Here is a 24,379-nt window from a genome sequence, read left to right as displayed (position 1 = left end):
TCGTTGACCCAGAACGATGTCTCGAAAGCTTGATATCCTGGTAGATCGGATAGCTTACTCCGTGAACTCCTTTATCAGCAAAATTCATGTCTGCACTTGTTGAAGCCCCGCTTGCTTTTCCGCTTGCCGCCGTTGTCGGACAGGAAGCCATCAAACTGGCGCTATTGCTGGCGGCGATCGATCCCAGTTTGGGCGGCGTGGTGATTGCCGGACGGAGGGGCACCGCTAAGTCAGTGATGGCACGGGCGCTGCATGCCTTACTGCCGCCGATCGAGGTGATTGAAGGCTCTTTCTGCAACTGCGATCCCGACCGACCTGACGAGTGGGACGATGAGGCGTTTGAAAAACTGAATGCTTCTCTCTCGCAAGATGCTCTGCCGACTCGCGTGATTCCTACCCCCTTCATTCAAATTCCTCTGGGTGTCACCGAAGATCGGCTGCTGGGTTCGGTTGACGTGGCGCTGTCGATTAAGCAGGGCGAGACGGTGTTTCAGCCCGGTCTTCTGGCCGAAGCGCACCGGGGCGTGCTGTATGTGGACGAGGTAAATCTGCTGGATGATCAGGTGGCAAATCTGCTGCTGTCGGTGCTGACGGAAGGGCGTAACCAGATTGAGCGAGAGGGCATCAGCTTTCAGCATCCCTGTAGACCGCTGCTGATCGCCACCTACAATCCCGAAGAAGGCGACCTGCGCGAGCACTTGCTGGATAGAATTGCGATCGCCCTTTCAGCAGATTCCGTTTTGGGATTGGACGATCGCGTCGAGGCAGTCAATCAGGCGACTTCCTACGCAGAGTCTCCCCAAGTTTTTCTTCAGCAGTACGCCGAAGATTTGGACAGCCTGCGAACACAAATCATCCTGGCGCGGGAATGGCTGAAGGATGTTCAAATTAAGACGGAGCAAATTGCCTATCTGGTGAACGAGGCAATTCGGGGCGGCGTGCAGGGACACCGGGCAGAACTGTATGCCCTACGAGTCGCCAAAGCTCACGCGGCGCTGGAAGGTCGCACGGAGGTGAGTGCCGAAGACCTGCGCAAGGCGGTAGAGCTGGTGATCGTGCCGCGATCGACGATCGTGCAGCAGCAGCCTGAGCAAGAGCCGCCTCCGCCTCCGCCTCCGCCGCCACAAGACCCGCAAGATTCTGAGCAAGAGCAAGACGACTCGGAAGAAGATCAGGAAGAACAGGAGGAGGAAGACGACAAGCAGCAGGAGCCGCCCAGCGTCCCGGAAGAATTTGTCTTTGACCCAGAAGGGGTAATTCTTGACCCGTCGGTGCTGTACTTTGCACAAATGGCAACCCGTCAGGGCAAATCTGGGGCGCGGAACATCATTTTTTCCGACGATCGCGGACGTTACGTTAAGCCCATGCTGCCCAAGGGCAAAGCTCGACGCATCGCCGTAGATGCCACCCTGCGCACGGCGGCTCCCTACCAAAAAGCCCGTCGTTTGCGGCAGACTGAAAATTCAGCGCCCTCCAAAAAAGTGTTTGTCGAACAGTCAGATATTCGCGCCAAGCGCCTTGCCCGCAAAGCCGGATCGCTGATTGTGTTTGTGGTAGATGCCTCTGGCTCCATGGCGCTCAACCGCATGAATTCGGCAAAAGGCGCAGTGCTGAGATTATTAACCGAAGCTTACGAAAACCGCGATCAGGTGGCGCTGATTCCCTTCCGGGGTGAGCAAGCCGAAGTGCTGCTGCCCCCCACGCGATCGATCACGGCAGCAAAGCGGCGGCTAGAGCGAATGCCCTGTGGCGGTGGCTCTCCCCTGGCGCATGGTCTAACTCAGGCAGTGCGCGTCGGCACCAATGCCCAGCAGTCTGGTGATATCGGACAGGTGGTGATTGTGGCAATTACCGACGGACGGGGCAACATTCCCCTAGCGCGATCGCTGGGTGAGCCGATGGAGGAGGGCGAAAAGCCGGACATTAAAGCCGAGCTGCTGAGCATTGCAGGAAAAATCCGTGCCCTGGGCATCCAGCTTTTGGTCATCGACACCGAAAATAAGTTTGTCTCGACCGGATTTGCCAAAGAGCTGGCGAAACAGGCAGGGGGCAAATACTATCATCTACCCAAGGCAACCGACCAAGCGATCGCCAATATGACAAAAGGCGCATTGCGAGAACTTCGCTAATGCCGATCGCTTTCCCCTGAGCCAGACTGGGTAAATTGCCAGTATTCTGAATTTAGTGTTAGTCATGCTTCAGGCTTTAACTAGCCCTTTTGAAACATGGGTAGTCCTCAAAAATCATTACCTGGATACCACTACTGCAACACGACCCCTATTCGACCTCTTGCAGATTAAAGTTTTAGGATCAGGTTTAGTGGAGGCGCAGTCCCCACTAAACCTAATTTGCAAGAGGTCTATTCTGAACCGCCCTAGGCTTAATGACAGCGTGTTTAATGACAGCGTCGTTCATGATTCAGTCTAATTTGCTTAAACTTGCTCAATTAGGTGATCCAGAGACGATCGCCCGTCTGCTGAACCGCAGTCTGCAACCTCGCGGAGTTTCTGCCAAAATTCTGATTCGAGAGAACTGCCTCAAAATTTTGCTGTCTTCGGCACGACCGTTAGAGCAACAGGCTTTCATGCAGTTTTTGCAGAAGGAGATCAGCGATTGGGACATCAGCACTATTACCCTTGTAAAAGTCTATAGCCAGCAGATTGGTGAGGGCATTCCGACTTGGACACAAGACTTTTCACTGTCCCCTAGCAAGTCCACCAGCGCAGAGGTCGGAGAACCGGGCGGAGCAATTGTTAAAGTCACCAGCGCGATCGTCAAGGTGAATGCAGAAACCCATGACTTTTTGGCGACTCTGCGATCGTTCAATCTCAAGTCAATTTTTCCTTACCCCGATCTGCTGAGCCTTGAGCTATATCGCCACTATGCCGTACGGCTGCTGCTGTTTCTGGGGCTGTTTCCGCTGATTGTCAACCTGGTCGCTGAGCAGGTCAGCGTGGCGCAGACGGCTTGGCTGCTCGGCATTTACTACGCCTGCATTTGGGCAGTCGTGCTGCATGACCTGATCAAGCCCACCCAATTTTCTTGGAGGGACGCGATCCAGTCTGTCCTGTTCACAGCTTTTATCGGCATCCCGCTGCTGCTGCTGTTTCAGAAAGTGCCTCCCTTTAGCACGCTCTATGAAGCCATCAATCAGGGCGGCATGTGGGGAAGGCTGTTTGGCTTTGTTTTTGGGGTTGGGGTGCTAGAGGAAACCTGCAAAGCTCTACCCATTTACCTGCTGCTGCGCCAGGGCAAGCTTAACGATCCCCACACGTCGGCGTTTTATGGAGCCATGTCGGGGCTAGGGTTTGCCATTGCTGAAGGAGCCGCATACTCGCTGCGCTATGCCTTTGGCTTCAGTCAGGGGCAGTTGGGGCTAGGTTCATTTGTGGCGGCAAACACGATTCGGTTTGTCTCTCTGCCGCTGTTTCACGCCATTCTTGCCGGGATGGTGGGCTATTTTATGGGATTGGCGGCGGTTAATCCTTCGCGCCAAGGGGCGATCGTCCTCATTGGTCTAGCGATCGCGGTCGTCTTACATGGTTTTTACAATACTTTTGCGGGCAGCGTTGCGGGTCTATTTATTATTGCTTTTACCATCCTGCTGTTTGTCACCTATCTGCGGCGCAGTCGGCAAATGGTCGATGAGATGCAGCAGGCAGAGCTTAACCGACGGCAGGAATAGAGAGGCTGGGAGATAATAGGGCGATCGCGTTCACGAAAAAGCTAGACAAATCCATCGGCGCGGGCAGCATTTCGCCCCGAAAGTCGAGGATCTGCACAATCAGCAGGTAGGCAATGCTGATGAGAACGGCGATCGCTCCCGTCACAATCGCCACAAATTTCTGTCGATCCATAGCTGGCATTTCCGTTGATAATGAGGTCGTTGGTAATGATTGACTGTTGAGCCTTGGGTACTCTTACTCTAGCCTGACACAAATCGTATTAGCTTGACACAGGAAACCTCTATGCTGAGCCGTAGTGAATTGACTTTAGCGGAAACGATGCAGAACCCAATGGCGGTGCAGACGTTTGAGCTAAAAAAGGTCTATCGCACCGGATTTTGGCTAAATCAAAAGATAACCACCCTGCAAAACTTCTCTCTCCAGGTATTTCAGGGCGAAACCTTCGGTTTATTAGGGCCTAACGGAGCGGGTAAAACAACGCTGCTGAAAACCCTGCTGGGCATCATTCGCCCTACTTCTGGGCGGGGTCTGCTGCTGGGTAAACCGCTGGGCGATCGCGCCATCAAGCAGCGAGTCGGCTATCTGCCCGAAAGCCCCTATTTTTATGACTACCTGACGGGCTGGGAGGTCTTGCAATATGCCGCCGGACTGTTCCAAATTCCGGCAGAGGTTCAACGCCGCCGCATTCCTGAGCTGTTGGAGCTAGTGGGGATGGCGCAGTCAGCGGCACGTAAGAAGCAGCTCCGCCAATACTCCAAAGGCATGGTGCAGCGGATTGGCATGGCGCAGGCGCTAATCAACGACCCGGAAATCGTGTTTTTGGATGAGCCGATGTCGGGACTTGATCCGCTAGGACGCTACCAAATTCGAGAGATTATTCTGTCGCTCAAGGCGCAAGGCAAAACAATTTTCTTCAATAGCCATGTGCTGTCGGATGTGGAAAAGATTTGCGATCGCGTGGCTATCTTGGCGCGAGGCGAATTGCTCTGCTCTGGCTCCATGCAGGAGCTATTGGGAACCGCCGATCTGTATCAGGTAAAAATTCAGGGGGGCAACCCCGAAGTGCTGCGGCAGTGGATTCCTGACCTGGAGTTTCAAGACAACCTCTGGCAGGGGCATCTCAAGGGCGATCCGCAAGACCTGCTCTCGACGCTCAATTTGATGGGCGCAACTTTAATCGGCATGAATTTGGCGCGTCCCTCGCTAGAAGAATTTTTTGTGCAAATGCTGCGTCAGCGGGGCATTTATACCAGTGGTTAAAGCACATCACTAGCTAAGCTCCACCCATAATTCGGGCGATCGCTATCGAATTTTTCTAAAGCTCGGTAATATGTAAGCACTTACGTAAGCACTTACATATTATGGATTTCTATTCACAAACCGGAAAACTAGCGCTAGGGAGTCGCCTACGCCGATTGAGTGAAAAACTAGCGGAAGATGCGGCAAAAATATATGCGCTCTATGGGGTAGCGCTAGACCCTAAATGGTTCCCCGTCTTTTTTGTGCTTTCTCATCAAGAGAAAGCATCCATTACTGAAATCGCCCAAATCATTGGTCACTCTCATCCGTCTGTCAGCCAAATTGTGAAAGAAATGAGTAAAGAGGGGCTGACTCTAACAGACAAAACGGTTGAGGATGCCAGAATTAATGCCGTGAGGCTTTCTGATCGAGGAAAACAGCTCGTTCCTCAACTTGAAAAACAATATGTCGATGTTGCTCAAGCGGTTGAAGAACTGCTCTCAGAAACGCAGCATGATCTGTGGAAAGCCATTGAAGCGATCGAGTTTCTTCTGACTAATCAAAGCTTTTTCGATCGGGTTCAAGCTGTGCGAAAAGCTCGTGAACGTCAGCATATTGAGATTATTGATTACTCACCTGAATTTCACGATGATTTCAAACGCTTGAACTATGAGTGGATTGAGAAATACTTCAAGTTAGAAGAATTTGACTACCAATCTCTCGACCATCCAGACGAAAGGATTCTGCAACCGGGTGGACATATCTATATGGCTGTTGACAACAGCGAAATGAGCAGCGAAGTTGTTGGAACTTGCGCCTTGATTAAGATAGATAATGATACCTATGAATTAGCTAAAATGGTGGTCGCAGAGAGAGTAAGAGGCAAAGGTATTGGCTGGTTGCTAGGTCAAGCTGCTATCAGCAAAGCTCGTGATTTAGGGGCAAAAGTGATTTGTTTGGAAAGCAATACTGTTCTAGAACCTGCGATTAATCTTTATCAAAAGCTAGGGTTTCGGCGAGTAGTTGGACATGCTTCACCCTATGAACGCTGCAATATTCAAATGGAACTCAGTCTGGTTGAGCAGACTAGCGATCGCAGCCCCACTGGCAACGGCTAGTGAATGAATAACTCTTGGCACTCGCTGTCTAGAGCATTCACAGCGGTTAGGGCTTAGGGCATTTTTGAGGGCGCGCGGAGCGCGCCCTCAAAAATGCCCTAAGCCCGATGATTATGGCTATAACATCCAAAATTGCCTATTCTGGCTGTCGCTCGACGATCGCTTCCATGGTGCTGTGCAAATAATGCCCTGCCATGATGCTGCTAGAGAGGCAATATTTTTCGGGACTAAGCTGATGCAGGGTTTCAAATCCGGTGCGGCGTTGGCGATCGCCCAAGACCCAGTAGCGCTGCACAATTGATTCTGGCGCTACCCAGCCTTCGCCTTCTACGCGTCCTAGGCTGCTATGCAAGAGCACAAAAGTATATTGGCGCTCCCCGGCGTTGAAGCGTCCGCGATACTGGAAAGAAATTTCGTCTCGACTGCCGCCCGGAAAAATTAGCTTTGTCACCATGGTGAACCAGTCGTCTCGACTCCAGACCACCAGGATTTTTCCCTTGACTGAAATCGGCATCGCATCGCGATCGAGCCAATTTCCTTGCAGCGTCCACCGCCCTGACTCTAATAAAAAAGTGTGAGACACAACGCTTGTCCTTATCATTCCGCCTCAAGCAGTAACCCTGCCGAATTCATGGGCTACTGCATCTTAGTCTTGCGTGAATCTAGCTAACCAGGTGAATATCCCCTAGAAGTACGGATTGCTGTGCGCCTGTGACTTCAGGGAGATTACCGGGAATGCCGCGATTTCGCCAGTACGCCAGCACAGCAAAGGCGATCGCTTCTTTGAAATCTGAGTTCAGCCCTGCCTCATTAGTGGTCAGAACCACCGTTTGTTCCAGATTAGCCTGAATGCGCTGCTTGAGGTAAAGATTGTGGCTACCTCCTCCACACAACAGCACCTGGTCGGGCATCTGGGGCAAAAAGGTCTGGTAGCTATGGGCGATCGACGCAGCGGTGAGTTCTGTTAGCGTTGCCAGAATGTCTTGCGGGGCGAGGTGATGAGGAGCGGCATCTGCCAGGCAGCTCGCCAGATAGGCTTCCCCAAATAGCTCTCGTCCGGTGGACTTAGGCGGATGCTGCCCAAAAAAATCTTGCTGAAGCCACTGCTGAACTAATGCCTGACAGGGTGTGCCCTGTGCCGCCCAATTGCCGTTCTGGTCGAAGGTCAGTCTGCCCTGAGAGAGCCGCTGAACCGCCAGATCGAGCAGGGCATTGCCAGGACCTGTATCCCAGCCGAGAATGGGCTGGATCTGATTGCGGTTGGGGGCGATCGCGGGTAAAAACGTTACGTTGCCGATGCCGCCAATATTTTGCACACAGCGGTGGTAAGCCGGATGGCTGAGAAGACAGACATCCACAGGGGATACTAAAGGCGCACCCTGCCCCCCCGCCGCAATATCAGCCGCCCGAAAATTGCTGATGGTGGTAATGCCTGTGAGATGAGCAATTAGAGCACCTCGACCGAGCTGTAGACTATAGCCCAGAGAGGGTGAGCAGCCTAGACCAGGATCATTGCCTTCTCTGGGCGATCGATGGCTGGGCGATCGCTGGCTAAGCGATCGATGGCTGGGCGGTCGATGAAAGACGGTTTGACCATGAGATCCGATCAGTTCTGCGGCGGGATGGTTTTGCTGAATGGCGATCGCTGCTCTAGCAAACTCTTGAGCGATCATCTCATCTAGCTGAGCAAAATCTGCCATCGTCAGGGCTGCGCCGCCACAGACTGAATGGATTTGCGATCGAAGTGACTCTGGATACGGGTAAGTTTCTCCCGCCAACAGATCGACCTTGAGATCGAGGTGAGAGCCAGCGATCTCCACCAGCGCTGCATCAATACCATCAACAGACGTGCCGCTGATTAAACCCACCACATATTGCTTCATTGGCTCCATTAGACCTCTTGCAGATTACAGCTTTGGGATTAGGTTTAGTGGGGGCCGCGCCCCCACTAAACCTATATTTGCAAGAGAGGTCCGTTATTCAGGCAGTTGATCAATGCCTCTGTTAGTCCCAATCACCACCATAAGCCAGTCTTTCTGGAGTCGCATGATGGGTGAGGGGTTGATCTCAAATTTTTCGGCAATGCCAACCGCCAGAAGATTTAGCCCGTAGCGCTTGCGCAAGTCAAGCTCAGCGATCGTCTTGCCGTCAAACGCGGCTGGAACAATCACCTCGACAATGCTGTGGTCAGGATCTAGCTCAAACCGCTCCAGCACTCCTGGCTTGGTTAGCGATCGCGCCAAAGAACAGCCCATCTCCCGTTCTGGAAACACCACCTGATTCGCTCCCACGCGATCGAGCAGCTTGCCATGCACTTCTGAGGAAGCTTTGGCTACCACATAGCGCACGCCGCCCTCCTTGAGATTTAGCGTCGTGATAATGCTCTCCTGAACATAGTTGCCGATTGCCACAATCACTGTATCAAACTCAAACAACCCGGCCTCTCGCAGAGCCGAAGGCTCAGTCGAGTCTAGCTGAAGCGCATGGGAAACAATCTGATCGGTCAAAACCTGAGCCACAAGCTTCTCATCTGAGTCAATGCCTAAGACCTCGTATCCCAGACCATGCAGTGTTGAGCAAACGGCTCGACCAAACCGCCCCAGCCCGACCACAGCAAATTGACGACTATGGGCACGCAGTCCCTTGAAAAAACTTAAAGAGGAGAGAGGAGAGGAGAGAGTCACGATGCAGCGACCTAAAAGTACAGTATTTTTACTTCAGCCTTCGACTGGCTTATGAGAAGTCCCTTAAAGTTAGCAGAAATCCTTAGCCCACCAGCAAATTTTCTTCTGGATAGTTGATTTTAGTAGGTTTAGGATCACCAAGCAACGCAGACATGAGAAGAAGAACACCCACTCGTCCGACGTACATTGTCAAAATCAAGACCAGTTTGGAAAAAGTAGAAAGACCTGCCGTAATGCCCGTGGAAAGCCCCACGGTGGCAAAAGCAGAAACCGATTCAAACAAAATCCGAATGAACCCTACATCCGGGTCGCTAATAGCGATCAGAGTTGTGGAGATTGCCACCGTAATGATTGAGCCAAACACCACAGCGATCGCTTTAATCACCAGCGACATAGGAATCTGCCGCTGATAGCAAATCACCTCTTCTTTGCCCTGTAAAACCGTTGCAGTAGAGCTAGACAGCACCCGCAAGGTCGTGGTTTTAATACCGCCCCCCGTACCGCCCGGACTGGCTCCGATAAACATCAGCACGATCGTCAAAAACAGTCCGGCATCGCTCATTTTGCCGTAATCGAGCGAGTTGAATCCAGCGGTGCGGGGCACAACCGCCTGAAACCAGGCTAGCAGGATTTTCTCTCCTAACGTAAAAGTCCCCAATGTCTCAGGATTTGCATATTCCACCCACAGCAACGCGATCGTCCCGGCAATTAGCAAAAAGAGGGTAGTGCGAATCGCAATTTTGAAATTGAGGCTAAGAACCACCCGTTCTTGGCTGCGCATGAAGCGATCGCGGAGCCACAGGTACATTTCCATAATCACCTGGTAGCCAATCCCCCCAAAAATAATTAGCAGAGGAATAATCAGATTGATCGGGATGGAAGTGGCATAGCTAATGAAATTGTCTGGAAACAGACCAAACCCCGCGTTATTGAAGGCACTAACGCTATGAAAGACGCTCAGCCATAGGGCACGGCTGATGCCATACTGAGGTGCAAACACCGGAATCATCAGGATTGCGCCCGCTAGCTCAAAAATCAGCGTCACGGCAATGATCGACTGGACGAGTGACACGACTCCCGACATACCCCGACGATCAAGGGATTGCTGAATCGCCATTTTTTCTCGTAGACCAAATCTGCGACCCAAAATCAGCAGCAGAAAAGTGGTCGCCGTCATGTAGCCCAATCCCCCAATTTGAACCAGCAGCGTGATGAACACTTGTCCTACGAAAGAAAAGTAGGTGCCCGTATCGACCACGACTAATCCCGTGACGCAGACGGCTGAAGTTGAGGTGAACAGGGCGGTAGTAAAATCCCCCCAGGTGCCAGCAGCGATCGAGAAGGGCAGCATTAGCAAAATTGCGCCGATCGCAATGACCGCCATGAATCCTAAGCAGATAGTTCGAGTGACAGTCATGGGGAAAGAAAGCCTTTGGGTGCTTTAAAGTCGAGCAGTAAAACGGTGCGGGGGCGATCGCTCAAGTTCCAGGCTTCATGCTCTGAAGTATCGTCAAACACTAGGCATTTACCTTCCTTCCAGGTTTTAATTTCTTTGCCAACGCGCATGGCACAGCGATCGGGCACCACCAAGCCCATGTGACAGCGCAATACGCCGCTGGGTCTGCCCGAATGGGGCACGATATGCGCTCCTGGAGCCAAGCTAGAGAATCCGGCTGTAATCATGCCAGGAATAGACTTGACCGATCGCGCCGAGATAGGGCAAAGATCGCAGTTGATGTCAATCTTAACTCCGACAAAATACAAACCAAACACATCCCAACCCGTGTTTTGATCGAGCAGATATCGCTCTGGATAAGCCACGAAGTCTTGGGGCTGCAATCGGCTTAGCTCCTGCTGCATTGCCTGCCAATTGGCTTCCAGATTGGCGACAAACTCAAATTGCTGGGCATCGTAGTAGACCATTATTGCTTCGATCGAAATGGGGAGTCAGGAGGAGGGAGGAAAGAGTCAGGCTACTGGTCGTCCGGAAGGATTGGCTTCCACAGAATCAGTCCCAAAACAAATCGGGCGCGATTTCGCCAGCTGCGGATGCGTTTGGATAGGTTCCAGATGAACAGGACATAGCCCCAGCCCTGCTGAATTTCGCCCTGAAGGGTTTGCTTGGAGGCAGGCGATCGCGGCGGTGGATCTTCAACTCCAGGTTCTTTGATCCATTCTGTGTCGGCGGTTTTAGCTTCAGCCATATCTCAATGCGGTGCGTCGATGCTCTGTTTTATGATTCTCTGTTGATTGTGCCATGCCTCAGCACCAACAGCGTCTTATTCAGCTCATGAAAGACTCACTTGGGAGTGATGCTATTCATTACATTTCGAGGACTACCCACTTGAGAAACTGATACCGATTTCAACAAATTTGTGGGCACATCGAACCTCAGAAGGGGCTGGGCATTGCCAAGCCCGTACCGGGATCTGTCGCGGTTCCAATTCAAATTGATATGAGTTGAATGGGGAACTAAAGAGAAGGGCGATCGACAAGACTGTATGGTGTACATATTTGCATCTAGAGCAATTTTGCATCTAGAGCAATTTTGCATCCAGAGCAATTCCGTCTCAATTGGTGCGCCGCAGCTTATCTTCTCAGGAAATTCAACATGATCAAACGCCAGCATCTACTTTTGCCATTCGTCAGCTTGCTAGTCGCTGGACTGATTAGCTGTTCTCAGTCTGGTGATTTATCCAGTTCTAACGCCAGCAATACTTCTGCTAGTATCGTTGCTCAAACCATCACGCCTAGCCCGGTTCGCGTCACGCCTAGCTCGACTCCTAGCACGCCAGCCAGCTCTGATTTAACCCAGATGTTCAGCAGAATTTGGCGGGTGACAGCCCCTTCAGGTTCGGCACCCAACAGCCTCTACATCTTTTTGCCCAACGGCACTCTGATGCAAACCTCCTGCGTAGAAACCTATGCCATTTTTCCTTGGACGATCGACAAAGCCGCGCCCAAGGTCTTGAACGTTAGCGAAAACGGCAGACCTGCCTACACCGCAGAAATTCTGGAGCTAACTGACACTACCTTGCGCTTGAAACAAAAGCTGATTCTCTCTAACGAAACTCAGGAAGTTACGCTAACCGCCGTAGAAGAAGAGTTCGTCTGCCCCGATCTGCCCAAATGATTTCGTCAGGGCAAGCGATCGCATCCTTGCCTATATTTTTCCTACATATTCTTTAGGTAAGGTGGTGTTCTAAATTTACTGTTGATTTTTAAAGTCATGCACCTGAAGTCTGTCTCCTCCATCTTTCTAGTAGTGGGTCTGTCAGTAGTTCCCTCAATCATTCCCTCTATGCCTCAGCTCGTTGGCAGTGCAGTCAACGCCCTTCCTCTTTCCCCTGCCCCCCTGTTGCTGGCAACGGCTTACACCGATCAAACTCTGCCCACGCTGCGGAAAGGCGATCGCGGTGAATCTGTTGCCAAGCTTCAGGGCATCTTGCAGAGTAACGGGTTTCTGGGAGCTGCCGACGTGCGGTTAGGCAATCGAGGCTACGGCACTGTGGATGGCGTTTTTGGCTCAGTGACAGAGAGTGCGATTAAGGATTTGCAGCAGCGATACAATCTTCCTGTTACAGGAGTTGTCAATCCTGCAACTTGGGAGGTCATAGATGCTAACGAGAATCCCTATCGAGCGCCTCTGCCCTGGAAATATTAGGCATCAGCGCCTGCCGGGTTTAACCGGGGTGACTTGAAGCACGCCCACCTTCTGCCATGCGTTGCGAACAGCTTTTTGTTCAGGGCTTTCAACGCCGTATAGCGCTCCTGCTATAGCGACCATGGCATTGGCGGTTTGGCGGAAGGTGGCATTAGAGCGAAGGCGATCGCGCAAAGTCAAATACCAGATTTTGCCTGCTTTCTCCCAGGCGTAGCCGCCAATTTCGGTTGCTGCCAGGTAAAAAGCGTAGTTGGGAATACCTGAGTTGATGTGAACGCCACCGTTATCAGCACTGCCTCGGTAAAAGTCTTTGACATGGGCTGGCTGCGGATCTTTGCCCAAAACGTCATCGTCATATGCTGTGCCAGGGGCTTTCATCGAGCGAATGCCAACTCCTTGAACTTTGGGCGTAAATAGCCCCGCGCCAATGATCCAGTCTGCTTGGGCTACCGTCTGATTGAGCGATCGCTGCTTCACCAGCGTGCCAAACACGTCTGAAAAGGATTCATTCAGCGCTCCAGTTTCGCCATAGTACTCAAGACCCGCCTCATACTGCGTTACGCCATGGGTTAGCTCATGCCCAATGACATCGATCGCTTTAGTGAATCGCTGAAATAATTCGCCATCGCCATCGCCGTACACCATTTGATTCCCATTCCAAAAGGCATTCTCGTAGTTAACGCCGTAGTGAATGGTTGAGTCGAGCCGTAAGCCGCGATCGTCAATAGAATTTCGTCCAAAGACTTCGGCATAGAGATCATAGGTAGCGCCCGATCCATCGTAGGCTTCGTTAACAACCGGATCAGGCGAAACCGGATCGCCTTCACTGCGCACTAAAACTCCAGGCAACACTGTACTGCGCTGAGCATCGTAGATGGTGCGGCGTTTCACCCCTGCTGCTGCCATAAATGCCAGCCCACCCACGACTTCCCGCCGTCCCCGAAACTGCTCTGATTTACGCAAGGTTTGCAGCGCCCAATCTCGCTGGCGATCGCTGCCGTTTTTAATGACTGAATCCACCATGTGGGGCGGCACAATACAGCAAATGGGGCAGACGTGAAATTTGCTGTGAGAACCCTTCAACGGTAAGCCGAGCCATCCAGATCTCCGATTGGGCATTCTTATTAGTCTCCTCTAACGTGAAATAAGCTAAGGCTTGAAATGAGTTATGGCAACCGCCAAGGCGGTTAGGACGGGGACAATTTTGGTGGGGCGCGAAGCGCCCCACCAAAATTGTCCTAAGCAAACTGGCGACAGCTATAAGGCTTGAATCTAATTAAGGTTAACGGCTCTACCTTAACTTCAATCCTCCTTGCAACATTTATTTTGCAGTCTCAGTAGATCGCAAATAGGGTTTTGGGCTGTGCGTAGCGCAGCCCAAAACCCTAAAAGTTAATTTTCAAAGGCGCAAAGCACCTTTGAAAATTAACTTTCTAGATTAGTGATCGAGCATTGGCGATCTGCTGAGACTTGGTCGATCTGGTTTGTGGGTCGGTCTTTCGCGAAGAAATCTAGCTCACACTGGCGAATCTAGCTCACCTAGTGCGCCAAAACGATAGCCTTTGCCGTAAACCGTATGAATCAGCGGCGCTTCGCCTTCAGTTTCAATCTTGCGCCGCAGCAGCCGAACCTGCGCCGCTAGCACATTGCTACCCGGCCTTTCTCCCTCGCCCCAGACCTGAGCGTAGATTTGCTCATGGGTAAGGAGCTGATTAGGATGCTGCATGAAGTAGGCAAGCAGCATTGCCTCTTTTTCAGATAGGTCGATCGCTCGTCCTTGGCGAGTTGCAAGCTGGTTTTCCAGATTCAGCTCCAAATCTTTGACTCGTGGCTGCTGCGGGGCTGCCTCCAACGTGGGCGGACGACGAAGCAGTGCCCGCACCCGCGCCAATAGCTCCCGTAACTCAAAAGGCTTGATTAGATAATCATCAGCCCCGGCATCCAGCCCTGAAACGCGATCGTCCAGCGTATCTTTTGCTGTGAGAAACAGAACGGGGGTAATGTCACCCTGCGATCGCAGTTCTTGACAGATCTCAAGCCCGGTTTTTTGAGGCAGCATCCAGTCCAAGATCAGCAGGTCATATTGTCCCTGTGCCGCCAGCCGACTGCCCTCTAACCCATCATGCACAACATCTACCCCATAGCCCTGTTTTCGCAGAATCCGGCTGAGGGGTTCGGTTAGCGCCACTTCATCGTCAACTAGGAGAATTTGCATGGTTGAGCCAAAAATGTGAGCCAAAAATATGAGCCAGAAAGTAGAGTCACAGAGGTGAATTAGAGAGTGGAGCGATCGCCCTAACTATCGCATATCCTACGAAACCTAGCTCATAACACATTCGGAGACATCCGGTTAGAAACTGCAACTGACAACAGTAAAACAACTGGCTTCAATTCCTAGCTTCAATAATTTCCTATGAGAGCAAAGTACCCCAGTGGGTACCTCAATCCATTCGGAAAACTAAATTTTTAGATTGATGTTTCTGATATGGCTGTCGCCCGTTTGCCAAAAATTAATAGGACTTACGCAAGCCCTCTAGCTGTAGTGCATTTTTGTTGTGTGGTGGGCGCAGCCCACCACACAACAAAAATGTGTAAGTCCTCATTAAGTCAACGATTTTGCCAAGCAGAAAATCTCATTAGGAAAAGAACATGCCGAACTATATTGCTGTTGTTAAAACCCAAGGTGATCCGCTGCGGGTACGCTCCTTGCCCAATGGTCAGCCAATCGATCTTTTACCCAATGGCACTCTGGTTTACGTGACGGGTAACCCTGTGACGGCGGGAGGAATAACCTGGGCACAAATTGGGCTTAACCGCTGGGTTGCTACCAGTTTTCTCGTCCCCCACGCTGCCTCGGTGGGGAAGGCTAAGGTGATTGCAACCCGCACTCCGGATACGATTGGGGGCGGTTTGAGAGTCTACAGAACAGAACTACTGAATGGCAGCGATCAAATTATTCAAACGGTGCGCGGCATTTCGGGACGGGTGGGTAAGCAAACGCCCTCTCATGTGGCGGGTTCAGCAACGCCGCTTCCCTTTGGCATCTATACTTTCGATTTGCCTGGAAGTGTGGACGAAAGCGCTCCGGGTGAGTTTGGCGGTGCCTGGTCTGCTGTGACTCCGACCTTCAAGACTGAGCGATCGGGCATCGGCATTCATTATGATCCATCTGCATTCAGCCAAGATGCCAATACTGGGACATCGGGCTGCTTTGCGACTCCCACGAAAGATGAACGGGATAAGATGACAAAATTTATTCGAGCCTACAAGCCCATTTACTTTGTGGTTCTGTAACCATAGCCCGTTCATCCTACAAGTTTAGAGAAATCCGTCATCATAGTAAGCATATAGACAGCAAGACTGTAGCTTGATGACTCTTGAGGCGGCGCAACAATGACAGAGTTCCATATCCAGGCTCCGTTTGAACCGATGGGCGATCAGCCTAAAGCGATCGCCTATCTAACGAAAGGCTTGAATGCAGGAGAGCGGTATCAAACCCTGCTGGGGGCGACGGGTACGGGCAAAACCCATACTGCCGCCCGCGTGATTCAGAATGTGGGTAAATCGACGCTGATTCTGGCACACAACAAGACGCTTGCCGCGCAGCTCTGCAACGAGCTACGAGAGTTTTTCCCGGATAACGCCGTCGAGTATTTCATCAGTTACTACGACTACTATCAGCCGGAAGCCTATATCCCGGTGACGGATACCTACATTGCCAAGACGGCTTCGATCAACGACGAAATCGATATGCTGCGGCACTCGGCAACGCGATCGCTGTTTGAGCGCAAAGATGTGATTGTAGTTGCCTCGATTAGCTGCATCTACGGCTTGGGTACGCCATCCGAATATTTAAAAGCCGCTATCCCTTTTCGGGTGGGCATGGAGCTAGATCAGCGACAGGTGTTGCGCGATCTGTCGTCGGTGCAGTACGAGCGGAACGATTTGGACGTGGGGCGCGGTCGGTTTCGGGTGAAGGGAGATGTGCTGGAGATTGGGCCAGCATACGAAGATCGGCTAATCCGCATTGAGTTTTTCGGGGACGAAATTGAGGCGATTCGCTACATTGACCCGATTACGGGCGAAACAATACAAAGCATGGATGCGCTGAATGTCTATCCGGCGCGCCACTTCGTGACGCCAGAAGATCGGCTAGAGGAAGCCTGTAACGACATTGAGCAGGAGCTAAAAGACCAGCTCGTTTTTCTGGAGAAAGAGAACAAGCTGCTGGAGGCACAGCGGTTAGAGCAGCGGACTCGGTACGATCTGGAGATGCTGCGGGAAGTTGGCTACTGCAACGGCGTAGAAAACTATGCGCGACATCTGACAGGACGAGTCGCCGGAACCCCGCCAGAGTGTTTGCTGGACTACTTCCCAGACGACTGGCTGCTGGTAATTGACGAGTCGCATGTGACGATTCCGCAGATCCGGGGCATGTACAACGGCGATCGCTCCCGCAAAATGACGCTGATTGATCATGGATTCCGGCTGCCTAGCGCTGCTGACAACCGACCTCTTAAGTCTGAGGAATTTTGGGAGAAGGTAAATCAGTGTATCTTTGTGTCTGCTACGCCAGGAAACTGGGAGCTGGAGATCTCAGGCGGCAAGTTTGATATTGAGGGCGAAGGTAAGGATGAAGTCAAAAAATATATTTCTGGCACTGGAAAAGTTGTAGAGCAGGTGATTCGTCCAACAGGCGTAATTGACCCAGAAATCTTTGTGCGGCCAACTGAGGGACAAATTGACGACCTGTTTGGAGAAATTCAGGAGCGCACGGTTAAAAATGAGCGTGTCTTAGTCACGACATTGACTAAGCGCATGGCAGAAGACTTGACGGAGTACCTGCAAGAGAGAGCGGTTCGAGTTCGATACCTGCACTCAGAAATTAACTCGATCGAGCGCATTGAGATCTTGCAGGATCTCCGCAACGGAGATTTTGATGTGCTGATTGGCGTGAACCTTCTGAGGGAAGGTTTGGACTTGCCAGAGGTTTCCTTAGTTGCAATTCTAGATGCTGACAAAGAAGGATTCCTGCGAGCAGAGCGATCGCTGATTCAAACTATCGGACGCGCAGCTCGACATACGGAAGGGAAAGCCATTCTCTACGGAGATAACCTGACGAAAAGCATGGCAAAAGCCATTAGCGAAACCGATCGCCGTCGCGCAATTCAGATAGAGTACAACGAAAAACACAATATTACGCCCAAGTCCATCATCAAGCGATCGAGCAACTCTATCCTGAAGTATCTTGAAGTCTCTCGCAAGCTGACGGCTCAAGAGCTAGACGAAGCCTATGAGCATTCCTATGATTTGCCGCTGGAAAATATTCCTGACTTAATTGTCAAACTAGAAGCCGAAATGAAAGAAGCGGCGAAGAAGATGGAGTTTGAAGAGGCGGCGAAAATGCGCGATCGGATCAAACATTTGCGCGATCGATTGGTGGGAAAACGGCAGGGAATGGCATGATGCTAAGCCTAGCTTAAGGGCATAGAGCGACTTATCTCTTTAGAAGGATTATTAAAGCCCATTCGCTTCGTTATAGTGCAATCACTGCAACAAAATCGCAGTGACGCACTTGCTGCGATCGCATCTGAGAGTTGCATTAAGGCGGTCGCATAGAGACGATCGCCTACCGTAGAGCATTCTAGAAATCAGTTGCAGCTTAAGTTCGCATTCTGCGACTGCTTAGCTGTGCAGTTTTCAGCCAGTATGCAGGTGCAGCTTGAGATTCACATCATAAATTCAAAGGAAGATACCCATGAGTTCAACAAACAGCCAATCCATGATCAAGAAATTTGCGGGCGCTATCGGGTTTGCGAGCATTAGCGCTCTGATTAGCCTTCCTGCTCTAGCATTGGCTAATACCCAGACTTACTCAGCCTTGGGTCAAAGTTCATCCAATATGGGGCAGCTTCTAGCTCAAAGTAGCGGCTCAGACGGCGCAGGTGATGGCGCAGGCAGTGCGGGCAACTCAGGCGGTTCCGCAGGAGATAGCAATACCACTCCTGATGGTACTGGCACACCGGGCACTGGCAACATGGGTACTCCCCAGCCCAGCGGCGGCAGCATGGGCAACATGAATGAAACACCAGGTTCAGGTGGCTCGATGGGCAACGGTACCAGCGGTACAGGAGTCGATACGACTGTTCCGAGGACTGCTTCACCTACACCCAGCGAAACGAATCCTGACACCAACCCCGCCGCTGATACTACTCCTTCGACAGGGGGAACGTCAGGTTCAAGTGGTACCTCAGGTTCAGGTGGCTCAATGGGCAACGGTACCAGCGGTACAGGAGCCGATACGACTGTTCCTAGGGCTGCTTCACCTACACCCAGCGAAACGAATCCTGACACCAACCCCGCCGCTGATACTACTCCTTCGACAGGGGGAACGTCAGGCACTTATGGTGGCTCGACAGGATCAGGCACTTACAATCGCTCGACAGGCACAAGCGGATCTTCTTCAGGACAGTACGGCACGAGTGGAAGCAGCGCTGCTCCCGTTCGAGGTTTGTGGTAGGTTCTATTAGCGCTGTAGATAGCTGTAGATAATGGAGGGCGATCGCCTTAGGTCAGCTCTCATCATCTCAACTTGAGCTATAAGAGATGGCTGGATGCAGTAACGCATTCAGTCATTTTTTATGTCAGCCCTAAAGCGATCCTAAATTATTTGTGAGAAGGATTGCGATAGACCCATGCGATAGATCCATGTGATGAACCCGCCAGACTATCGCAACCAACGAAATTGGTATGATTGACGTGGATACCTGTCTCAAATTGACGATCGCCATGCCCGATAGCGAACTCGATCGAGAGTTAGACGATACGATTCAAGACTTTAGCGATCTTCAGGCAGAGCTGAATTACCGACAGGCGCAAGAGGTGTTGCGGGAGTTGATCGGCAATCTGGATCTCAGCGCCAGAGAACAGTCAGGCTTAGAAACAGAGATTCATAGTTTGGAAACTATGCTAGATAAGCTCGATCGCCAGGTGGTCCATATTGCCGTATTTGGTATGGTGGGACGGGGCAAATCTTCGTTGCTCAACGCGCTGTTGGGGCAAGAAGTCTTTGAAACAGGCGCAGTGCATGGGGTAACGCAGCAGGTTCAAACGGCTCAATGGAGCGCTAAGCCTGAAGGTGAATTCTGGCGGGTTTCTCTGCCTGGGTTGGGCAACTCACAGGTTGAGCTAATCGATACGCCAGGTATTGACGAAGTAGATGGCGAAACCCGCGAGGTTATGGCACGGCAGTTGGCAAAGCACGCTGACCTAATTTTGTTTGTCATTGCCGGAGACATGACTCGCATTGAGTTTGAGGCACTGTCGGAACTCCGCAAAGCCAGCAAGCCCATTTTACTGGTGCTCAACAAAATGGATCAGTACCCGGAAGCCGATCGCCGAGTGATTTATGAGAAAATCCGGGACGATCGCGTTAAGGAACTTCTTTCGCCCGATGAGATCGTGATGGCGGCTGCCTCACCGTTAATGGCCAGAGCAGTCAGACGAGAAGATGGGACGCTAATCGCCCGCATGGGTCGCGGTGTTCCGGATGTGCAAGGCGTGAAGCTCAAAATCCTGGAAATCTTGCAGCGGGAGGGTAAAGCCTTGGTGGCGCTCAACACCATGCTCTACACCGATGACGTGAACGAACAGTTGGTGCAGCGTAAGCTAGAGATCCGCGATCGCACCGCCAATCAAGTCATCTGGAATGCCGTGATGACCAAAGCTGTGGCAATCGCCCTCAATCCTGTCACCGTTCTTGATCTGCTCAGCGCTACGATCGTTGATATTGCCCTTATCCTGACGCTATCTCGGCTCTATGGCTTTCCCTTGACGCAGCAAGGAGCCGTCGGGTTACTCCAAAAAATTGCTCTTAGCATGGGTGGCATTACGGTGAGCGAACTGATCGCTACCCTAGGGCTAGGTTCTCTCAAGAGTTTACTGGGGTTATCAGCTCCTGCGACAGGCGGACTTTCTCTTGCGCCCTATCTCTCCATAGCGATTACGCAGGCGGGGGTGGCGGGGGTTTCTACCCACATCATTGGACAAGTGGCGAAAACCTATCTGGCGAACGGCGCATCTTGGGGCGATGAGACTCCAAAAGCGCTCGTTAGCCGGATTCTGTCCTCCCTGGATGAGGCATCCATTTTGAATCGTATCAAGGACGAACTGCGGGATAAGCTAGACCCCAATCGCCACCAATCGCCAATAAATTAACATCAATCCTAGAACTGCCCCTCAGCCCTTTAATATGGGTATAGCTGTCGCCAGTTTGCTTAGGACATCTTAGTGGGACGCGAAGCACCACCAAAATGTCCCTGTCCTAACCGCCTTGACGATTGCCATAAACGAGTCAATTCGCTGAAATCAATGAGTATGTCATCCTCTCAATTTCGCCTGAACCTTCCAGAAGGAACCGTCTCCTTTAGCTTTACACCTGAATCGGCGCGGGATTTGCAAGGAGCGATCGCCTCCCTCATGGATAGCCTCAAGGTCACGGCGCAGGGTGCAGGAAGCGGCAACAAGCCCAAGCCGCAGAAACCCATGGAGTATCGACATACGGGCGAGGTTTTCTTAGAGGTATTCTGCAACCCGAATATCTGGTCAAGCCCTTTCGCTGCCAAGGTTTTGATTACGCTGCGAGACGATCGGATTCGTCTCAGTACCGAAGTGGCGCTGACGCGAATGACAGATGATATTGCTCAGTATCTAAAGGACAATGCTTAAAAGGCAGTAATCTCCTAATTCATCGGCTGTTAATACATTATGCAAATGTAGGCATTACTTCAGTCACAGAACGACCTCACGCTCTAGAGAGCGATCGCACACATCTCTAAAAACTTCATCTGGGTCAACATCAACTTTTTCGATCTCTGGCCGCTCTCGAATGCAGCCAAGGACTTACCAAAGTCTCTTTCTGAGATAAGCGATGTCAATGCCAAATATGAGGCAGTGCCTCAACAGGTCGAGGTGTCGGTAAAAAAAGGGCGTTCGACGATTCAGTGTGACGAGATGTGGCCATTTGTCGGCAACAAAGGGAACAAACAATGGATTTGACTTGCTTTGGATGTGGCAACACGAGAAATTGTAGGGGTATATGTTGGCTCGCGTAGTCGTGAGAGAGCACAAGGCTTGTGGAATGCCTTACCGAGCCTGTATTCGTCAGTGTGCTCCTATACCGATTTCTGGTCAGCTTGTGATGAGGTATTCCCCAGCAAGCGGCATCAAAGTGTCGGCGAAAAGAGTGGCAAAACCAGCTACATTGAACGGTCTAACTGTACCTTACGGCAACGAGTTTCAAGGCTGGTTCGCAAGACCCTATCATTTTCCAAAAAAACAGAGAATCACATCGGTGCAATCTGGTACTTTGTTCACCACTACAACTTATCCTTACTTGTTTAGGACTACCGAGGCTCGATCGAACGCCTCTCCCCTTAATCTTCTTTTTCAGCCTGCATCTGGGGCAGCTTAATCACATAGCGGTAGCCATCTTCTGCGGAACCGCGAATGGATATTGACCCTCCATGCATCTCTGCCAGCTGACGGCTTAGACTCAGCCCCAGGCTCTGACGTGAGCCATCTAACTTCAATAGCTCCGTTAACTCCTGCACGGTAGATTCTTGAACCGATTGTCCGCTGAAAGAGGGTTCTCTTAGCTCATCTTCAATCGATCGCTCCAAAACATGACCTCGCGTGAGGCTGCTGGGAGGAGCTGAGGACGAATGTAGCGCCACAAGCTCTGCTTGAGGTAAGCCATCCCCCAGCCAGGGGTGAGAAGTCCATATAGTCAGGTTGAGAGAACTGTGACGACGAGAAACATGAATCCGAATGACGCTATCGGCACTGGAGGACTGAACAACGCTGAAGACCAGATGATAGAGCATTTGGCGCACCCTGTCTTTGTCCAGTAGCCAAACGCGGTTGCCGGGTTCTATCGTTAGCTGAATCTGCTGTTCTCGGCGTTGAACCGCCTGGTTAAGAGCGGCGATCGCCTGTTGACACAGCATTTCGATATCGACTGGACTGAGGTTAAGCGATCGCGTACTGTCGTCTAGTGCGCCTAATTCTATAATTTCATTGACTAAAGAAAGTAAATACTGCCCGCTATTGTGAATGATTTCAATATATTCTTTTTGCTTACTAGAGAGCGAACCATAGATGCCCTGACTCAAAACACGCGCCATCCCCAAGATTGAGGTGAGAGGCGTACAGAGTTCCTGAGTCATTTGTGAAATCAGATCGGTCTTGGCAGAAGTCTGTAGGGCAGAAGATGGAATTTCTAAATTTTTGGGACTGGGATTGAGATTAGATAGGACGGCTGGCAGGTGCGCCCCCTGAGACAGCTTGAGGAGGCGATCGCGCTCAAATTCGCTCATGCTCCAGCGGGCCGTGAGCTGCAATAGCTCAATTTCTTTGTGGGTGAAGCCGCGAGGGCTTAGCCCCATGACCGCCAAAGTCCCGATGCAATGCCCTTCTGAGGTCATCAAAGGCACGCCCAAGTAAGAGTAAATGCCATAGCGCTGCGTCAGCAAACTATTGGCAAAAACGGGGTTGGCGGTGGTATCGGAAATAGCTAAAACTTGCTGACTGTCCACAACATAGGTACAGAAAGATTCTGCGCGTGGCAACTGACGAGAGCTAGCCATGCTGTTCATTAGCCCAATCCGAGACAAACCCACAGCAGATTTGAATAGATGGCGATCGCTATCCAATACGCCCAAAATGCAGATGGGCATATCTAGAAAATGGGCAGCCGTTTGGGTTGCTTCTTCAAAAACTGGAACGCTTTCCAGCTCTAGCAACCCCATTTTTTCTAGTATTTTCAGCCGCTGTTGCTCCCATTCAGATGTGGGTTCATGATCTAACCGACAAGACAACTTCATATCAGGGTTTAACATGACACCCCCATCCTTGCATTTGCGATACTAGCCACCGATTCGGTATAGTTCCGATGGTGGTTCAATGTATTCATCATTCCCTGACTCTTCAGGTGATCACCACCGATCGTGTAGATAGAGTAAAGTTCAGGGTTTCTAGGGGTTTGGAGAGTTTAAGAGAAATATTTTTTCAGTAGCTCTACTGAACTTGAAGTAGCATTTGTATCAAATTTCTACTGAAATAAATTCAGCTTCACTGATGCAGCGCTTCCAAATAACTTGAATGCTCGAATGTGAGGGAGCAGCAGAGGGGCAACTTTAAGCTCGATCGGTAAATCCGATGTGCTGTAGGTTTTCTAAAGATCAGTGCTGATAGTAGCTTGTTTCAGATTTCTGGAGGCAGCTTTCGGAGTTTCAAAAGGCTGCACTGTTAAATCGATAGATCAACGTAAATATCCTAACGCGGCTCATGACGCATCTCAGGAATCATTGAGAACCGCAACATAGAGCCTGAGAGTTAGGGCTACACTACTTGCAGCATCTGAGGTGGACTAGAGTCTCGCTGCTGAAGCTGATGCATATGATGGAACAAATTCCAGCAATATTGCTCTGGCAAGCCACAGGTAACTGCGCCGCGCAACACCACGCTGAAGTACCAGTCATTGGGCGCATGTTCTTCAGAAAGCTTCTCAATCACCGTGTAGGTTCTGACATTGACGAATCGCTGTCCCTGGCTATGAACCTCGATCGCCTCATGGCTGTAGCCTTCTTCTCGCTCATCCAGACGATCGCTTAGTCGCATGGGCAGCCGATATAGCACGCCTTCTACTACGGAGCCGCTATCTCTGACAATATCTAGTACGCCACAGTTGCGCCGCTGCGATCGCCGGAAAAAACCCAGTCGGTAGCCCCTCAACGTCGCTGTACCTACTACGTAATCATGGGTGTTTTCGTCGAGCGATCGCTTCAAATCAACTGGGCACATGCAGGAGCCATAGGCAAAATAGTAGAACATTGGCTCTGGCGAATGGGCTGCCAGTTGTGATCCCTTGGCTGAGGGCTGCATGGTTCCTGTCTCAGGGCAATGCGACGAAATAATCTGCATGGTTTT

22 protein-coding genes and 1 pseudogene are annotated in these 24,379 nt (G+C 51.2%); 12 read left to right on the top strand and 11 right to left on the bottom strand.

Annotation, left to right across the window (positions count from 1 at the left end; translation table 11 throughout):
* The first annotated feature begins 86 nt into the window (after positions 1–86).
* Together bchD and AC5JMP_RS10085 are read left to right on the top strand one after the other, a co-directional pair.
* Positions 87–2,129, top strand: coding sequence for a magnesium chelatase ATPase subunit D (gene bchD / locus AC5JMP_RS10090; protein WP_495851317.1), 2,043 nt, complete (start codon positions 87–89; stop codon positions 2,127–2,129).
* Positions 2,130–2,413: 284 nt separating this feature from the next.
* Complete coding sequence (locus AC5JMP_RS10085) at positions 2,414–3,685, top strand: PrsW family intramembrane metalloprotease (RefSeq protein WP_495851316.1); 1,272 nt, start codon at positions 2,414–2,416, stop codon at positions 3,683–3,685.
* Here the strand turns inward: AC5JMP_RS10085 and AC5JMP_RS10080 are convergent.
* Positions 3,666–3,857: a hypothetical protein gene (locus AC5JMP_RS10080; protein ID WP_495851315.1), complete on the bottom strand. Its 192-nt coding sequence runs from the start codon at positions 3,855–3,857 to the stop codon at positions 3,666–3,668. The two genes, AC5JMP_RS10085 and AC5JMP_RS10080, sit on opposite strands and share 20 nt — an antisense overlap.
* Before the next feature lie 111 nt (positions 3,858–3,968).
* Between AC5JMP_RS10080 and AC5JMP_RS10075 the strand changes: the two genes are divergently transcribed.
* Positions 3,969–4,946 (top strand): ABC transporter ATP-binding protein, encoded by a 978-nt coding sequence (locus AC5JMP_RS10075; protein WP_495851314.1) that lies wholly within the window; start codon positions 3,969–3,971, stop codon positions 4,944–4,946.
* A gap of 101 nt (positions 4,947–5,047) precedes the next feature.
* The gene (locus AC5JMP_RS10070) at positions 5,048–6,043 is read left to right on the top strand and encodes a bifunctional helix-turn-helix transcriptional regulator/GNAT family N-acetyltransferase (protein WP_495851313.1); all 996 of its coding nucleotides are present in this window, start codon (positions 5,048–5,050) and stop codon (positions 6,041–6,043) included.
* Between the two features lie 136 nt (positions 6,044–6,179).
* On the opposite strand, the gene AC5JMP_RS10065 is transcribed toward AC5JMP_RS10070, so the two are convergent.
* From AC5JMP_RS10065 to AC5JMP_RS10040, 6 genes are all read right to left on the bottom strand, one after another.
* A complete protein-coding gene (locus tag AC5JMP_RS10065; RefSeq protein ID WP_495851312.1) occupies positions 6,180–6,626 on the bottom strand; it encodes a hypothetical protein in 447 nt (148 codons plus the stop codon).
* Positions 6,627–6,705: 79 nt separating this feature from the next.
* Positions 6,706–7,926 (bottom strand): anhydro-N-acetylmuramic acid kinase, encoded by a 1,221-nt coding sequence (locus AC5JMP_RS10060; protein WP_495851388.1) that lies wholly within the window; start codon positions 7,924–7,926, stop codon positions 6,706–6,708.
* 93 nt (positions 7,927–8,019) lie between these two features.
* Positions 8,020–8,727 (bottom strand): potassium channel family protein, encoded by a 708-nt coding sequence (locus AC5JMP_RS10055; RefSeq protein ID WP_495851311.1) that lies wholly within the window; start codon positions 8,725–8,727, stop codon positions 8,020–8,022.
* Positions 8,728–8,809: 82 nt separating this feature from the next.
* Positions 8,810–10,144 carry a TrkH family potassium uptake protein gene (locus tag AC5JMP_RS10050; RefSeq protein WP_495851310.1) on the bottom strand — a complete coding sequence of 445 codons (1,335 nt, stop codon included), beginning with the start codon at positions 10,142–10,144 and terminating at the stop codon, positions 8,810–8,812.
* Positions 10,141–10,650 (bottom strand): aspartyl/asparaginyl beta-hydroxylase domain-containing protein, encoded by a 510-nt coding sequence (locus AC5JMP_RS10045; RefSeq protein WP_495851309.1) that lies wholly within the window; start codon positions 10,648–10,650, stop codon positions 10,141–10,143. Before AC5JMP_RS10045 ends, AC5JMP_RS10050 begins: the two co-directional genes overlap by 4 nt.
* Positions 10,651–10,700: 50 nt before the next feature.
* A complete protein-coding gene (locus tag AC5JMP_RS10040; protein ID WP_495851308.1) occupies positions 10,701–10,931 on the bottom strand; it encodes a hypothetical protein in 231 nt (76 codons plus the stop codon).
* Between the two features lie 407 nt (positions 10,932–11,338).
* Here AC5JMP_RS10040 and AC5JMP_RS10035 point away from each other — a divergent pair, with 407 nt between their 5' ends.
* Complete coding sequence (locus AC5JMP_RS10035; protein ID WP_495851307.1) at positions 11,339–11,860, top strand: hypothetical protein; 522 nt, start codon at positions 11,339–11,341, stop codon at positions 11,858–11,860.
* Positions 11,861–12,028: 168 nt separating this feature from the next.
* Positions 12,029–12,391, top strand: coding sequence for a peptidoglycan-binding domain-containing protein (locus AC5JMP_RS10030; RefSeq protein ID WP_495851306.1), 363 nt, complete (start codon positions 12,029–12,031; stop codon positions 12,389–12,391).
* Between the two features lie 3 nt (positions 12,392–12,394).
* Here the strand turns inward: AC5JMP_RS10030 and AC5JMP_RS10025 are convergent, their stop codons facing one another.
* On the bottom strand, positions 12,395–13,414 hold the full coding sequence (locus AC5JMP_RS10025) for a M4 family metallopeptidase (RefSeq protein WP_495851387.1): 1,020 nt from the start codon (positions 13,412–13,414) through the stop codon (positions 12,395–12,397).
* Between the two features lie 493 nt (positions 13,415–13,907).
* A complete protein-coding gene (rppA, locus tag AC5JMP_RS10020) occupies positions 13,908–14,606 on the bottom strand; it encodes a two-component system response regulator RppA (protein WP_495851305.1) in 699 nt (232 codons plus the stop codon).
* Positions 14,607–15,040: 434 nt separating this feature from the next.
* Here rppA and AC5JMP_RS10015 point away from each other — a divergent pair, with 434 nt between their 5' ends.
* The 6 genes and pseudogenes from AC5JMP_RS10015 to AC5JMP_RS09990 all read left to right on the top strand — a co-directional run.
* On the top strand, positions 15,041–15,685 hold the full coding sequence (locus AC5JMP_RS10015; protein ID WP_495851304.1) for an SH3 domain-containing protein: 645 nt from the start codon (positions 15,041–15,043) through the stop codon (positions 15,683–15,685).
* Positions 15,686–15,784: 99 nt separating this feature from the next.
* Positions 15,785–17,857, top strand: a complete 2,073-nt coding sequence (gene uvrB / locus AC5JMP_RS10010) for an excinuclease ABC subunit UvrB (protein ID WP_495851303.1) — start codon at positions 15,785–15,787, stop codon at positions 17,855–17,857.
* Positions 17,858–18,149: 292 nt separating this feature from the next.
* Positions 18,150–18,911 carry a hypothetical protein gene (locus AC5JMP_RS10005; RefSeq protein WP_495851302.1) on the top strand — a complete coding sequence of 254 codons (762 nt, stop codon included), beginning with the start codon at positions 18,150–18,152 and terminating at the stop codon, positions 18,909–18,911.
* A gap of 230 nt (positions 18,912–19,141) precedes the next feature.
* Positions 19,142–20,608, top strand: a complete 1,467-nt coding sequence (locus tag AC5JMP_RS10000) for a GTP-binding protein (protein WP_495851301.1) — start codon at positions 19,142–19,144, stop codon at positions 20,606–20,608.
* 159 nt (positions 20,609–20,767) lie between these two features.
* On the top strand, positions 20,768–21,118 hold the full coding sequence (locus tag AC5JMP_RS09995; protein WP_495851300.1) for a hypothetical protein: 351 nt from the start codon (positions 20,768–20,770) through the stop codon (positions 21,116–21,118).
* Positions 21,119–21,322: 204 nt separating this feature from the next.
* Positions 21,323–21,793, top strand: a pseudogene (locus tag AC5JMP_RS09990) (IS1 family transposase); the annotation flags it as partial.
* A gap of 32 nt (positions 21,794–21,825) precedes the next feature.
* Here the strand turns inward: AC5JMP_RS09990 and AC5JMP_RS09985 are convergent.
* Both AC5JMP_RS09985 and AC5JMP_RS09980 read right to left on the bottom strand, forming a co-directional pair.
* Positions 21,826–23,289: a GAF domain-containing sensor histidine kinase gene (locus AC5JMP_RS09985; protein WP_495851299.1), complete on the bottom strand. Its 1,464-nt coding sequence runs from the start codon at positions 23,287–23,289 to the stop codon at positions 21,826–21,828.
* Positions 23,290–23,791: 502 nt separating this feature from the next.
* Positions 23,792–24,334, bottom strand: coding sequence for a gamma-glutamylcyclotransferase family protein (locus tag AC5JMP_RS09980; RefSeq protein ID WP_495851386.1), 543 nt, complete (start codon positions 24,332–24,334; stop codon positions 23,792–23,794).
* Between the last annotated feature and the right edge of the window lie 45 nt (positions 24,335–24,379).

The sequence above is a fragment of the Drouetiella sp. genome (genome assembly GCF_059504425.1).
The sequence above is the reverse complement of the archived record's forward strand: the minus strand, read 5'-3'. Positions and strand labels throughout refer to the sequence as shown.